Source organism: endosymbiont of Lamellibrachia barhami, from assembly GCF_011947365.2.
GTDB lineage: Bacteria > Pseudomonadota > Gammaproteobacteria > Chromatiales > Chromatiaceae > QGON01.
This window is the reverse complement of sequence record NZ_JAAVSH020000001.1, coordinates 4095033-4108225: the sequence shown is the minus strand read 5'-3', so window position 1 is coordinate 4108225 and position 13193 is coordinate 4095033. Positions and strand designations below refer to the sequence as shown.

The 13193-nt window shown below is 51.5% G+C and carries 15 protein-coding genes; 12 read left to right on the top strand and 3 right to left on the bottom strand.

The window, feature by feature from the left end; translation table 11 throughout:
• Positions 1–128: 128 nt before the first annotated feature.
• Entirely contained in the window at positions 129–512 is a 384-nt protein-coding gene (locus tag G9Q73_RS18790) for a hypothetical protein (protein WP_177417915.1), read from the bottom strand.
• A 253-nt stretch (positions 513–765) separates the two neighbouring features.
• Here G9Q73_RS18790 and gnd (G9Q73_RS18785) point away from each other — a divergent pair, with 253 nt between their 5' ends.
• The 7 genes from gnd (G9Q73_RS18785) (at position 766) to greB (ending at position 6635) form a co-directional block, all read left to right on the top strand.
• Positions 766–1779, top strand: coding sequence for a phosphogluconate dehydrogenase (NAD(+)-dependent, decarboxylating) (gnd, locus tag G9Q73_RS18785; protein ID WP_177421148.1), 1014 nt, complete (start codon positions 766–768; stop codon positions 1777–1779).
• Positions 1780–1949: 170 nt separating this feature from the next.
• A complete protein-coding gene (locus tag G9Q73_RS18780; protein ID WP_177421147.1) occupies positions 1950–2222 on the top strand; it encodes a ComEA family DNA-binding protein in 273 nt (90 codons plus the stop codon).
• A gap of 177 nt (positions 2223–2399) precedes the next feature.
• Entirely contained in the window at positions 2400–2762 is a 363-nt protein-coding gene (locus tag G9Q73_RS18775; protein WP_177421146.1) for an SEL1-like repeat protein, read from the top strand.
• 798 nt (positions 2763–3560) lie between these two features.
• Positions 3561–4574, top strand: coding sequence for a phosphogluconate dehydrogenase (NAD(+)-dependent, decarboxylating) (gene gnd / locus G9Q73_RS18770; protein WP_177421145.1), 1014 nt, complete (start codon positions 3561–3563; stop codon positions 4572–4574).
• A gap of 273 nt (positions 4575–4847) precedes the next feature.
• Entirely contained in the window at positions 4848–5120 is a 273-nt protein-coding gene (locus tag G9Q73_RS18765; protein WP_177421144.1) for a ComEA family DNA-binding protein, read from the top strand.
• A gap of 167 nt (positions 5121–5287) precedes the next feature.
• A complete protein-coding gene (locus tag G9Q73_RS18760; RefSeq protein WP_177421143.1) occupies positions 5288–5917 on the top strand; it encodes a tetratricopeptide repeat protein in 630 nt (209 codons plus the stop codon).
• Positions 5918–6140: 223 nt separating this feature from the next.
• Positions 6141–6635 (top strand): transcription elongation factor GreB, encoded by a 495-nt coding sequence (greB, locus tag G9Q73_RS18755; protein ID WP_177421142.1) that lies wholly within the window; start codon positions 6141–6143, stop codon positions 6633–6635.
• Between the two features lie 12 nt (positions 6636–6647).
• On the opposite strand, the gene G9Q73_RS18750 is transcribed toward greB, so the two are convergent.
• Positions 6648–7643: a serine/threonine protein kinase gene (locus G9Q73_RS18750; protein ID WP_369408925.1), complete on the bottom strand. Its 996-nt coding sequence runs from the start codon at positions 7641–7643 to the stop codon at positions 6648–6650.
• 158 nt (positions 7644–7801) lie between these two features.
• On the opposite strand from G9Q73_RS18750, the gene arfB reads away from it, so the two are divergent.
• The 5 genes from arfB to G9Q73_RS18725 all read left to right on the top strand — a co-directional run bounded on the left by arfB (position 7802) and on the right by G9Q73_RS18725 (position 11447).
• Entirely contained in the window at positions 7802–8221 is a 420-nt protein-coding gene (gene arfB / locus G9Q73_RS18745; protein WP_177421140.1) for an alternative ribosome rescue aminoacyl-tRNA hydrolase ArfB, read from the top strand.
• A complete protein-coding gene (locus G9Q73_RS18740; RefSeq protein WP_177421139.1) occupies positions 8211–8762 on the top strand; it encodes a YaeQ family protein in 552 nt (183 codons plus the stop codon). The genes arfB and G9Q73_RS18740 overlap by 11 nt, the downstream gene beginning before the upstream one ends.
• A gap of 72 nt (positions 8763–8834) precedes the next feature.
• Positions 8835–10481 carry a CAP domain-containing protein gene (locus tag G9Q73_RS18735; RefSeq protein ID WP_177421138.1) on the top strand — a complete coding sequence of 549 codons (1647 nt, stop codon included), beginning with the start codon at positions 8835–8837 and terminating at the stop codon, positions 10479–10481.
• Positions 10482–10675: 194 nt separating this feature from the next.
• Positions 10676–10948, top strand: coding sequence for a sulfur globule family protein (locus G9Q73_RS18730; protein WP_177421137.1), 273 nt, complete (start codon positions 10676–10678; stop codon positions 10946–10948).
• Positions 10949–11255: 307 nt separating this feature from the next.
• Complete coding sequence (locus G9Q73_RS18725) at positions 11256–11447, top strand: hypothetical protein (protein ID WP_177421136.1); 192 nt, start codon at positions 11256–11258, stop codon at positions 11445–11447.
• A gap of 241 nt (positions 11448–11688) precedes the next feature.
• Here G9Q73_RS18725 and G9Q73_RS18720 read toward each other — a convergent pair whose 3' ends face one another.
• Positions 11689–12744 carry a methyltransferase domain-containing protein gene (locus G9Q73_RS18720; protein ID WP_177421135.1) on the bottom strand — a complete coding sequence of 352 codons (1056 nt, stop codon included), beginning with the start codon at positions 12742–12744 and terminating at the stop codon, positions 11689–11691.
• Positions 12745–13193 lie beyond the last annotated feature (449 nt).

The following is a 13193-nucleotide window of genomic DNA, read 5'->3' as shown; positions in this document are numbered from 1 at the left end:
TTCGGATCCCATATACGGGAACTCTAAAGTCAAAATGCTACTCGCTCTGCGTATAGCATTTTGGATATCCCGGCCTTAGTTACAAACTAACATATAAATAGTCCGCCTGTTGTGGATGACCGCGTTTGTCATGGAAATACTTCAACCGCATGCAGTCTCCAGCCCATAACAGTCGACACAGAAGGTGCCGTTGGAGCGGAAGTGGCAGGTGGTACAGGCCACTTTGCGGCTGTGCATATTAAGAAAGCTGCGTTGACGTCCATCTTTGCTATTTGGAAGGCGTGGGTAATCGCATCGTAGTCGTGACAGCCACCTGTGCCGCAACTCCTGCGCGGACTGTAAGGCTTACCGCTATCCAACACATGACTGCCACTCTCATCCAGCAACGGAATGGCGGGATGGGCCTTCGGCTCATCCAAGACACCAGCCCAGGAACTATTGATGCCCGCAAACGTCAATACCAGAAACCCGGCCTTTAACAAAAGGCCGACCTTACGGAATTTTCCCAACATGATCTCTCCCCTTTTAATTATTAGGTACTACCGCCGACCAATGTGCGGAAGGCATGCAAGTTTTTAGCACTTGTTCATAAAACCGGTGAGAAGAAGTCATGCCAAAATTACAATTTTTTTTATAATCAGTAAGATAAGATATATTTTAGATTAGGACTTTATTTGAATTGTGGGATATCACCCTATCTACAGCATTAGACTAAGCTGATGTTAATGAGATAAAAGTGTCGACTCGAACAATCGGAGGAACGGGATGCAACTGGGAATGATCGGTTTGGGGCGCATGGGCGCCAACATGGTGCGACGACTGATGAAAGATGGTCACGAGTGTATCGCCTACGACCTGAACCGGGAGGCAGTCACCCAAATGGAACAGGAGGGTGCCACCGGCGCCTCTGACTGGCAGGATTTGGTGCAGAAACTGGAGCCTCCCCGAGCAGTCTGGATCATGGTGCCGGCGGCTGTGGTGGACGACACCATTGCGGCGATTTCCGCCCATCTGGACGCGGGTGACACCATCATTGACGGCGGCAACTCTTACTATAAAGACGACATTTCCCGCTATAAACAGCTCCATGAGAGAGGCATCCACTATCTCGATGTCGGTACCAGCGGCGGAGTCCTGGGGCTTGAACGAGGTTACTGTCTGATGATCGGCGGTGAGCAGAACGTGGTTTCCCAACTGCAAACCGTGTTCACATCGCTGGCTCCCGGGGTTGGCGAAATTCCCCGCACCCGCAGTCGCTCCGGCAATCCGGGACCGGCAGAACAGGGATGGCTGCACTGCGGCCCCGCAGGTGCAGGGCACTTTGTCAAAATGGTGCACAACGGCATCGAGTATGGCTTGATGGCTGCCTATGCCGAAGGATTCAATATCCTGCGCCACGCCAACGTTGGGCAGCTGGCCGCCGAGTCCGATGCGGAGACCACCCCACTGAGGGATCCCGAGACATTCCAATACGATATCGACGTTGCGCAGGTGGCCGAACTCTGGCGCCGGGGCAGTGTTGTCTCCTCCTGGCTACTCGACCTCACCGCCGCAGCACTGGGCGACAACCCCGATCTCACCGATTTTTCCGGCAGAGTCTCCGACTCCGGCGAAGGGCGTTGGACCAGCATCGCCGCCATCGAATCGGGGGCTCCGGCCCATGTACTCACCGCTGCCCTGTTCAACCGTTTCTCCTCCCGTGGAGAGGCTGATTATGGAGACAGGCTACTGTCGGCCATGCGCTACGAATTCGGCGGACATAAAGAGAAGAGCGATTAATCCCGGCAACACGTACTCAGAAAAATCCTACAGAATCTTAAGAAATCCACCAATGACTTTAATTCCTGTCCGGGACACAATAGCCAAGCCCCTCGCAATGAGGGTGTGGGATGTGAGGAATTGCATCCTATTGAAGATAACCTGGACAAGTTTTTGTAAGGAGATAGACAATGAAAGGATTCATTCGTAAGGCAACACTGATATTGATGCTTTTGGCTCTACCGCTTATTGCCAGTGCAGAAGTGGTCAATATCAACAAGGCCGACGCGCAGACCCTGGCATCCGAACTCAAGGGTATTGGCGCTTCCAAAGCGGAAGCCATCATCAAATTTCGCCAGGAACACGGCAGTTTTACCTCACTGGATCAGCTGACTCTAGTGCCCGGTGTGGGGGACAAACTGTTGTCACGTTTGCGACCCATGCTGTCACTGGGTTCGGACTGACAAACTGATGACAGAGAGGCGGAGTCTGGAAAACAGGCTCCGCCTATCGCAAACCACTTCATTGACCCAAGCAAAGACGAGGCAATCAATCCACTGGATAAACTGATACAGAGTCAGTATCTTTAGGTGAATCCTGTTTTCACAATTGATCCTGAGTCCGCAAAAATCATGCTCTCCATGTACAAAAATACAGCCTGTATTTTACTTCCTCTGCTTTTTTCCACTGTGGTTTCTGCTGAACCCCCCATCCAGCAATGTGAACGGCTCTTCGCTGCTGCTGAATACGATGTTGCCATCGTACCCTGCACCGAAGCTGCCAGGATGGGGGATCCAGTCTCACAAACTTATTTGGGAGAAGTTTATGATTACGGCCCTGAAAATGTGCAGGACGCTGAAAAAACAGCGCACTGGTGGCGTATGGCAGCAAATTCAGACTACCTGCCCGCACAAAACCTGCTGGCACTGAAAAGCTATTATGGTGGCACCGTAATGGGCCCCGAGCCTGGTTGGAAACAGGACTATAAAGAGGCCATGCGCTGAGTGGCGGATGCAGTGCCGAAAAGGGTGTCCCTACATCACAGTTCATGCTCGGGGATATGCCAGCATGCGACGTTCAAACGGACCTCGTCGAGGCGTATACCTGGTACAAACTGGCAAGCCGTTCAGGTTACAAGTTGGCAACAGATATTATCATTGAAACATCGCGCAAGATGACACCACAACAACGAACACGATAATGGGAGAGGAGTCCTCCATCTACAAAACTATGCTTTAAACATAATGAACACGTCGTAATCGACGCCTATTGATGGTGAGGTATTTTCGGATCCCATATGCAGGAACTCTAAAGTCAAAATGCTACTCGCTCTGCGTATAGCATTTTGGATATCAAGCATATTACAAACTAACATATCCTAGTCCGCCTGTTGTGGACGACCGCGTTATCATGGAAATACTTCCACCGCATGCAGTCTCCAGCCTTGGGAACTGTGTCAGTACTGCAAGCGTCAATACGAAACCCGGCCTTTAACCAAGGCCTGCCTTGCCTGGAATTTTCCCAACATGATCTCTCCTTTTGGTATTGTTTACTACCGCCTGACCAATGTGTGCGGAAGGCGCTGCAGTTTTAGCACTTGTTCATAAAACCGGTGAGAAGGAGTCATGCCAAAATTACAATTTTTTTATAATCAGTAAGATAAGATATATTTTAGATTAGGACTTTATTTGAATTGTGGGATATCCCACCATAAATTATGGGATATCACCCTATCTGCAGCGTTAGACTAAAATGACGTTAGTAAGATGAGCGTGTCGACTGGAATTTATCGGAGGAACGGAATGCAACTGGGGATGATCGGCTTGGGACGCATGGGCGCCAACATGGTGCGACGGTTGATGAAAGACGGTCACGAGTGTATCGCCTACGACCTGAACCAGGAGGCGGTCACCCAAATGGAACAGGAGGGTGCCACCGGCGCCTCTGACTGGCAGGATTTGGTACAGAAACTGGAGCCTCCCCGCGCAGTCTGGATCATGGTGCCAGCGGGTGTGGTGGACGACACCATTGCGGCGATTTCCGCCTATCTGGACGAGGATGACACCATCATCGATGGCGGCAACTCTTACTATAAAGACGACATCTCCCGCTACAAGCAGCTCCATGAGAGAGGCATCCACTATCTCGATGTCGGCACCAGCGGCGGAGTCCTGGGACTCGAACGAGGTTACTGCCTGATGATCGGAGGCGAACAGGAAACTGTCTCTCGGCTACAATCTGTTTTCACATCGCTGGCTCCCGGGGTTGGCGAAATTCCCCGCACCCGCAGTCGTTCCGGCGATCCAGGACCGGAGGAACAGGGGTGGCTACACTGCGGCCCCGCAGGTGCAGGGCACTTTGTCAAAATGGTTCACAACGGCATCGAGTATGGCTTGATGGCCGCCTATGCCGAAGGGTTCAATATCCTGCGCCACGCCAATGTTGGGCAGCAGTCCATCGAGTCTGATGCTGAGACCACCCCACTGCGGGATCCCGAGACATTCCAATACGATATTGACGTTGCGCAAGTGGCGGAGCTGTGGCGTCGGGGCAGCGTTGTCTCTTCCTGGCTACTCGACCTCACCGCCGCCGCACTGGGCGACAGCCCCGATCTCACCAATTTTTCCGGCAGAGTCTCGGACTCCGGCGAAGGGCGATGGACCAGCATCGCCGCCATCGAATCGGGGGTTCCGGCCCATGTGCTCACCGCTGCCCTGTTCAACCGTTTCTCCTCCCGTGGAGAGGCTGATTATGGGGACAGGCTACTGTCGGCCATGCGCTACGAATTCGGCGGGCATAAAGAAAAGAGCGAATAAACGACCCCGCCGCAAGCGGACGGGGTATTAATCGGTTGCTCGCTTCGCATTGCAGCCTTTCATTACGCCCCAAGGGGCGGGGAATTACACCCAGAGCGATTAATCCCGACAATACGCACTCAGAAAAATCCTACAGGTTCTTAAGAAATCCACCAATGACTTTAATTCCCTGTCGAGACACAATAGCCAAGCCCCTCGCAATGAGGGTGTGGGATGTGAGGAATTGCATCCTATGGAAGATAACCTGGACAAGTTTTTGTAAGGAGATAGACAATGAAAGGATTCATTCGTAAGGCAACACTGATATTGATGCTTTTGGCTCTACCGGTTATTGCCAGTGCAGAAGTGGTCAATATCAACAAGGCCGACGCGCAGACCCTGGCATCCGAGCTCAAGGGTATTGGCGCTTCCAAAGCGGAAGCCATCATCAAATTTCGCCAGGAACACGGCAGTTTCACCTCTCTGGATCAGCTGACTCTAGTGCCCGGTGTGGGAGACAAACTGTTGTCACGTTTGCGACCCATGCTGTCACTGGGTTCGGACTGACAGACCGATGACAGAGGGTGGAGTCTGAAAAACAGGCTCCGCCTATAGCAAACCACTTCATTGACCCTGGCTAAGACGAGACAATCAATCCACTGGATAAACTGATACAGAGTCAGTATCTTTAGGTGAATTCTGTTTTCCACAATCGATCCTGGTCCGCAAAAATCATGCTCTCCATGTACAAAAATACAGCCTGTGTTTTACTTCCTCTTCTTTTTTCCACTGTAGTTTCTGCTGAAACCCCCATCCAGCAATGTGAGCGGTTCTTCGCTGCTGCTGAATACGATGCTGCCATCGCACCCTGTACCGAAGCTGCCAGGATGGGGGATCCAGTCTCACAAACCTATTTGGGAGAAGTTTATGATTACGGCCCTGAAAATGTGCAGGACGCTGAAAAAACAGCGCACTGGTGGCGTATGGCAGCAAATTCAGACTACCTGCCCGCACAAAACCTGCTGGCACTGAAAAGCTATTATGGTGGCACCGTAATGGGCCCCGAGCCTGGTTGGAAACAGGACTATAAAGAGGCCATGCGCTGGTGGCGGATAAGTGCCGAAAAGGGTGTCCCTACATCACAGTTCATGCTTGGGGATATGTACCGGCACGGCCAAGGCGTTCAAACGGACCTCGTCGAGGCGTATGCCTGGTACAAGCTGGCAAGCCGTTCAGGTTACAAGTTGGCGACAGATATTATCATTGAAACATCGCGCAAGATGACACCACAACAGAAGAAAGCCGGTCTCGATTTATTTAACAAGTACAGGAATCAATATGGCAATGATGCCAAGGAGATCTAGGGTACTTCAAAGTTAATTCTGATTACCCCTATCACTCAGCTACTATAGGGAAAGAGATTTGTCCGCGAACAACGCAAAAAGCGCAATCGCGTTATTTGCGGATTGAAAAACACTCTCCGATCATGGCTGAATTTTAGGGGTAATCAGGAAGTTAATTGTCATTTCTGCCCTTTGGTTTGAGATCTCTCCCTAGAATGTGATGACAAAAACGTATTGAATAATTATGGGAAGATACCGCCCCCCCGCCCCTCCAAAGTCCCCTTACATCACCGCGCATGGCTACAGACGCCTCGAAGAAGAAGAGCGCGCCCTTTGGTTGCGTCGCAGAGAGGTTACCAAAGCCCTCTCGGCAGCTGCTGCTGAGGGTGACCGCTCAGAAAATGCGGAATACATCTACCGCAAAAAAGAGCTGCGCGGGATCGACTGGCGAATCCGCTATCTGCAAAAAAGGCTGCCTTCGCTAAAGATTGTCGATCAGGGACCAAGCAACCCGCAGCAGGTCTTTTTTGCCGCCTGGGTGACCCTGGAGGACTCAACGGGAGAAACGTCGCGATACCGCATCGTCGGGCCAGACGAGATCGATTTTGCAGCAGGTTATATCAGCATGGACTCCCCTCTCGCCCGCGCCTTGATGAAGAAGAACCTGGATGATGAGATAGAGGTAAATACCCCTGGTGGAAAGGATCTCTACTGGATCACAAAGATAGAATATTTGTAGGCGGCCTGCCGATCAGTCCCAGATCAGTGGCGGCTCATCCAATAGAGCAGCCTGCTCCCGCAACATCAGAATATGCTCTTCCCAATAGCGGTCGGTATCGAACCAGGGAAATGCCGCGGGAAAGGCGGGGTCGTCCCAGCGAGAGGCGATCCATGCAGCATAGTGAATCATACGCATTGTCCTGAGACCTTCAACCAGGTGCAGCTCTGCAGGATTGAAATCGAAGAACTGAGTATAGCCTTCCAGAATATCTGCCAGTCTGGCAGTCATATAGGCCCGGTCACCGGAGAGAAACATCCAGAGATCCTGTATCGCCGGTCCTGTGCGGGCATCATCGAAATCCACAATAAACGCGCTTCCTTCATTCCAGAGAATATTGCCTGGATGGCAATCTCCATGCAGCCTCAGGGTCCTGATTTCACCCGCCCTCTCAAAACTCTCCCCTATCTGTTTGATCAGATCCGCAGTGAGGGTCTCATAGGCGACCGTCAGATGGGTCGGAATAAACCCCTTCTCCAGAAGAAACGCCCGGGGCTTGACAGCATAACTCTCAATATCAATTTTTGGCCGGTGAGAAAATGAACCTGTAGCGCCAAAAGCGTGAATTCGGCCGACGAAACGCCCCAACTGCTCCAGATGAGCAGGATTGTCGAGTTCAGGTGCACGCCCACCCTGGGAAGGGTAGAGGGCAAATCGATAGGCACCCTGCCGATGCAGAGTTTCGCCATCGCCATCCACGATGGGGGCAATGACCGGGATCTCCTGATCTGCCAGCAGCAGTGTAAACTGATGCTCCTCCAGAATCGCCTCGTCCGACCAGCGATTAGGCCGGTAGAACTTGGCAACAAGCGGAACAGTGCCCTCTACGCCGATCTGGTAGACGCGGTTTTCATAGCTGTTTAACGCCAGAAACCGGCCGTCGCAGTCGACGCCAGTTGCCTCGATCGCATCCAGCATCCTGTCAGGAGTCAGCGCGGCATATACCTGTATATCAGAGGGATCGTTCACATTCCCGGCCATCCATATCTTATAAAAACGCGTGCAGTTTAGCAGAACAGGGCGGCATGGCACTTTACAGTGATAGAATGGTCTCTGAATCAGAGCTATCCACTCCGGCACTTCACTGGGTTTCTTGATTTAGGCCATATATTCATCCGAGACCTTGCATGTTGAAAATCTCCCACCAAGTCAGCATCCCCGATGATGAGATCGAATTTGTGGCGATACGCGCGCAGGGTGCCGGCGGACAAAATGTCAACGAGGTCTCCAGTGCCATCCACCTGCGATTCGACATCCAGGCCTCTTCCCTGCCCGATTTCTATAAACATCGCTTGCTCTTGCTCTCAGATCACCGCATCAACAAAGAGGGCATCGTCGTCATCAAGGCCCAACAGTTCAGGAGTCAGGAAAAAAACCGGGCAGCCGCTCTGGAACGCCTGCAGGAGCTGCTCAAGAGCGTCACCGTCACTCGCAAGAAACGCGTCAAAACCAAGCCGAGCCGAAGCTCGCAACGAAAAAGACTGGATCGGAAGAACAAACACGGCCAGAAAAAGGCCCTGCGGGGAAAAATACACGATGGCTCTTAAAGCGACTATCTTCAAAGCCGCACTACAGATTGCGGATATGGACAGAAACTACTACCAGGAACATCTGCTTACCGTTGCCCGCCACCCATCGGAAACAGACGAGCGCATGATGGTGCGGCTGCTGGCCTTTGCCATGAACGCGGATGAACAGCTCATCTTCACCAAGGGGATCAGTACCGATGATGAACCCGATATCTGGAATAAGAGCCTGAGCGGAGAGATCGACTGCTGGATAGAACTCGGACAGCCCGACGAAAAACGGTTACGCAAGGCCTCTGGTCGTGCCAGAAACGTAATCGTCTACCTCTATTCCGGTCGTGGGGCCGATATCTGGTGGCAGCAGAACCGGGAAAAACTACAACGCCTCTCCAACCTCTCGGTAATCAACCTATCAGGTGACTCCTGTCAGGCACTGGCGAACCTGGCACAGCGCAACATGCAGCTACAGTGCACCATTCAGGACGGACAAATCTGGTTCGGCAGCGACAGTGAGACAATCGAGATCAATCCGGCAATCTGGAAACAAGCAGAGAATGTTTGAGAGAAACTTTGAACCTCGCCACTTTAAATTCGTAGGCATGATCAAGCGTAGCGGATCAGGCAACAGACTGGCATGTCGAAAACTCTAAACCACTTGTGGCAAAATTTATGTCTCCTGACAATCCTGCTTTTCTGGAGCCAAATATCCCTCTCTGACACCGGCCTGGAGTATCTCAATCAACTGCGCACTCAGGCTGGGATGGTTGCATTCAGGCACAATAATCAATTGGCCACCGCAGCAGGCAGCCACGCCTACTATCTTGACATCAACCGTAACGCCACACCCCCCTATCTATCCATCTCCGCCCATATCGAGATCAAAGGCAATCCTGGCTTCAGTGGCATCGATCCTGGCCAACGGGTAATGAATGCAGGCTATGGCCATGAGTTAGTCAAAGAAAACGCCACTATCGGCAAGCACGATGTACGCAGTGCCATCGACAATCTGATGAGCGCCATCTACCACCGTTTTACCTTCCTCGATTTTGCCACTGATGAGATCGGCATCTCCCTCGAAGGCATATCACAGGTTTTCAACCTCGGACGCAGCGACCTTCAACAACTCTGCATCCAGCCCCCTGCAGTTGCCCTCTCCAGTACCCCGGTAAACTGTTTGGGCACACCATTGACCCAGAACTACTTCACGCAGCTCTGCAATGAGATCCCTCCGCACGCACGCTTTCGCAAGCCTTGGCCGGAGGCCTGCCCCGGCGGAGCGATGCTGAGTGGCGACTATATGGAGCAGTTTTGCCGACAAACCCCGCCGCAAGCAATATTTTCCGGAACCGGTAGATACTACACAATCTGCCATGGCAACAAACAGATTGATGCGGAGTGGCTCGACACCTTTTGCAGCACACCCCCTGCAGGGGCCAACTACGATCAGAGCGGCAAGTACTACGAAATATGCAAACCCCCTGTGAGGGTAACAGCAGAGTGGTTCCGGGAAAGCTGCAGATCGGTGCCGGACTGGGGACGTTACACTGCATCCGGCAACTATCTGCAATTTTGTGCAAACCCGGTGAAATTGCGTGAGGAGCACGTCGAACAGCTCACCCGGTTACGTCACGAGGAGAATCCGGAGATTGTCCTCTGGCCACCGAAGGATGCCGTAGATATCCCTCCCGCATTCTATGCAGAAGAACCCGATCCCCTGCCGGACTATGAGGTCTCTGGTTATCCAATCTCAATCCAGGTCAATCCAGCGCTGACCGGGGTCATATCCCTCGAGGCCTTCACCCTTCATAAAATCACTTATCAGGGACTGGAGAGCATCAAACAGGTTCGACTGATAAACTCAGAAAATGATCCTAACCACCGTTTTACCCGTCGGCAGTTTGCGCTCTTCCCGCTTCAGCGACTCGACTGGAACCAGTCATACCTGGCCATTGCAAAACTCAGAGTGAATGGGTCTCAACACACCTTGAAATGGGCCTTCACCACTCAGGACCCTGGTGGATCGCTGATCTATCTGGATCACTCCCCGAATATCATCAGGATAACCCCTGGAGTGAACTACGTACTCTACTGGCCACCCACGGTTGACTTTCCCACCCTTCCGGCTCAGATCAAGGCAACGTACCACCCGGCAATACGTGTCGATCTGAACAGTATCGATCTCAATACCCTGCGTGTCCGTATTCAAGGTAAAGCCTGTGCCCCCGTCACGCTGCAGTTTTCCGGCATCTATAAAATCGATCTTCTACCGACCGACTGTTGATCCTCACGACTCTCCTGATCCGCTCTCAAACAACACCGGCTAGCTATTCCGATCACCACTTAGCCCCATAAGATATTTTTACGTGTGATAAATAATCTGTTGACATATTAGTTTTTGCTTATATACTTATCCCATCGAGTCACTACGACCGAAAACAAAATCAACCTACTTTTACCAGCTACAGGAATACAATCATGAAAAAAATCATCGCAATTGCCGCTCTGATCGCATCCACCCAGGCCAACGCTTTCTGGGGTTTCAACGACAATGGCTACAACGACGGTATGTTCGACGGTTTTGGTGACGGCGACATGGCTTTCAACATGAGCTTCTCAGGCAAAGCACGTTCCAGCGCCCATACCACCGCGCGGGGTTACGGCTATGATGCACCCTACTACTACGGCTATGCGCCTTACGGTGCTCCCTACGCACCTGTTGCCCCCGCTGCACCGGAAGCCGCCAAGTAATTCAGGCCACGCCTGCTCAGGGAAAAGCCAGCCTTCGGGCTGGCTTTTTTGTTTTCCGGGAATGTGGATCCCATTCCACTATACCCCCGCCAGTTAAATACCTGATGACATGCCATGCCAGATGGTTATTAACCGATATAACAACAACTTATTTACGACATCACTCACAATCATAATCCTCAGAAATCAGTTTAGAACTATTCCAAAATAATTGTTGACAGTTTTGGTTGGTTTTTGGTCTAATCCTTACCAGATTACTTGGTTATTAATTCACGTATGTAGAACGCTCATTTTCAGGAGGCTTAAAATGGCAAAGATTCGCAGAGCAATCAAAGTTTGGGGCGCACAGATGGAGGATGGCTCCATGGTTACCAACGACGATCCGCAAATCGTCTCCGTCACCATTCACCCCGACGGATCAGTACACACCCTTGATCCGACAGGCAAAGACTCTGTTGTCGAGGGCACATGGGTCACTTACAACCCTCGCTTTAACTGATTTTTAAGAAGGGCAGTTACCCGTAGAGAATTGGGTAACATGAGAGAATAATATAATTTACATGAAGATATATACTCAACTTCATGTTTTTATTATAAATAATAAGACTAGCGCTAAAACGACCTCCATCTAGTCGCCTCTCAAATAGAGAGGCGGCTTTTTTTTGGCGGAAAAGTAACCCATTCAGTGATTGCCTGATCCGCTACGCTTGATCAGGCCTACGATGTGGTTCTTTTCGCGATTAACAGCAACTGCCTCCAGCAGATTCTTCATCACCCTGCCCTGCCTGATTAAAGGGCAGACTGCTGCCGCAATCATCGAAGATGCCGTAGTGGGTATCCCAATTCCCATAGAATTCAAAGTATTCACTGAAGCGGGTTTCGTTCAGCATCCGGTAGGTATTGCCACAAACCAGAAACATTCGCCCCTTATCGACGATGTGGTGATTGTCCAGCGCGAAGGCCTGTTCGCTTTCCGGAATTCCACCTTTATAGACCACTGCCTGTCCGTAGTCCTCGCAGGCCGGTTCCAACCCATCCAGCTTAAACAGCCGATAAGTCGCTGAGTAGAAACCGATGTGGCCGATCTTCTCTTCGATCTCCTGGTTATCGATGGTGATCGGGCGATCCTCCACTAGCCTGGGGTCGGCAAATCCCGCCTTTTTTGCCAGATTCTGAAAATCGTTCCAGTAGAGTGCGCCACTCAAGCATTCGCCGTAGAGCACAGGGTCGGAAATCAGATGCTCAGGCACCCGCCGGTCGGAATAGACATCAGAAAAATAGAGCTCACCACCAGGCTTGAGCAGGCGATAGGCCTCTCTCAGCACAGCCTCCTTGTCAGGCGAGAGATTGATAACGCAGTTGGAGACGATGATGTCAAAACTGTTCTCCTCCAAACCCAGCTCATCCAGCTTCTCAATATAGCCCTTGCGAAACTCGATATTGCTCTTGGCGTAGCCAAAACGCTCCCGATGCCACTCGATATGGCGATTGGCAACTTCGAGCTGCTCATCGGTCATGTCCACGCCAAGCACATATCCTGACTCCCCGACCATCTGCCCCAACGCATAGCAGTCCCGGCCGGAGCCACTTCCCAGATCGAGAATTCTTGTCCCTTCAAGCAGTTGAGGACTCACCAGACCACAGCCATAGTAGCGGGCCATGACCTCATCGTGAATATTGGACAGTGCATCGCGCAGATAGCCAGGCATCTCAGCGTCAGTGCAACAGGCATTTGTCTGAAGGTCTCCAGAGTGCTGCAGCACCTTGCCGTAATACTCTTTTACCGTATCTTTCATCTCTCTCAGATCTCTTTTGCTAATGTGACAGCCCGTTGGAAAAGCGGTTTGGCAAACCACAGTATTACGAAATAAACCCCGAGTCGACAGGAGTTGTCGCAGAATGCGCGCAATTTTGCTTCTCACGGCCCTCGCAGACCTCTTACGGGTCGCTGGCAAAACACTTGACAGTCAGTAGGACCCCATCTGCCCTTGGTATGATCTGCCTGTATCGCACTTTTCAACCCTAAGTCCTCGCGAACAGGTGAGTTTTCAACTCACCACCTATGTGGCTCTGAAATCATTGACAGAAATCCACTGGTCATTTATCTTCTTGAAGAGGTTAATAAACGTTAATTAATGCACACTGGGAAGAACATCCGTGAGCAATACAAGAACAGCCATTCTCAAGGCGGCAATCCTTCTATTTTCTAAACGAGGGTATGAAGGGGTTTCCATGCGCAATGGCC

Coding starts and splice junctions, on each gene's coding strand:
- G9Q73_RS18790 (WP_177417915.1), bottom strand. CDS start 512: ATGTTGGGAAAATTCCGTAAGGTCGGCCTTTTGTTAAAGGCCGGGTTT.
- gnd (WP_177421148.1), top strand. CDS start 766: ATGCAACTGGGAATGATCGGTTTGGGGCGCATGGGCGCCAACATGGTG.
- G9Q73_RS18780 (WP_177421147.1), top strand. CDS start 1,950: ATGAAAGGATTCATTCGTAAGGCAACACTGATATTGATGCTTTTGGCT.
- G9Q73_RS18775 (WP_177421146.1), top strand. CDS start 2,400: ATGTACAAAAATACAGCCTGTATTTTACTTCCTCTGCTTTTTTCCACT.
- gnd (WP_177421145.1), top strand. CDS start 3,561: ATGCAACTGGGGATGATCGGCTTGGGACGCATGGGCGCCAACATGGTG.
- G9Q73_RS18765 (WP_177421144.1), top strand. CDS start 4,848: ATGAAAGGATTCATTCGTAAGGCAACACTGATATTGATGCTTTTGGCT.
- G9Q73_RS18760 (WP_177421143.1), top strand. CDS start 5,288: ATGCTCTCCATGTACAAAAATACAGCCTGTGTTTTACTTCCTCTTCTT.
- greB (WP_177421142.1), top strand. CDS start 6,141: ATGGGAAGATACCGCCCCCCCGCCCCTCCAAAGTCCCCTTACATCACC.
- arfB (WP_177421140.1), top strand. CDS start 7,802: ATGTTGAAAATCTCCCACCAAGTCAGCATCCCCGATGATGAGATCGAA.
- G9Q73_RS18740 (WP_177421139.1), top strand. CDS start 8,211: ATGGCTCTTAAAGCGACTATCTTCAAAGCCGCACTACAGATTGCGGAT.
- G9Q73_RS18735 (WP_177421138.1), top strand. CDS start 8,835: ATGTCGAAAACTCTAAACCACTTGTGGCAAAATTTATGTCTCCTGACA.
- G9Q73_RS18730 (WP_177421137.1), top strand. CDS start 10,676: ATGAAAAAAATCATCGCAATTGCCGCTCTGATCGCATCCACCCAGGCC.
- G9Q73_RS18725 (WP_177421136.1), top strand. CDS start 11,256: ATGGCAAAGATTCGCAGAGCAATCAAAGTTTGGGGCGCACAGATGGAG.
- G9Q73_RS18720 (WP_177421135.1), bottom strand. CDS start 12,744: ATGAAAGATACGGTAAAAGAGTATTACGGCAAGGTGCTGCAGCACTCT.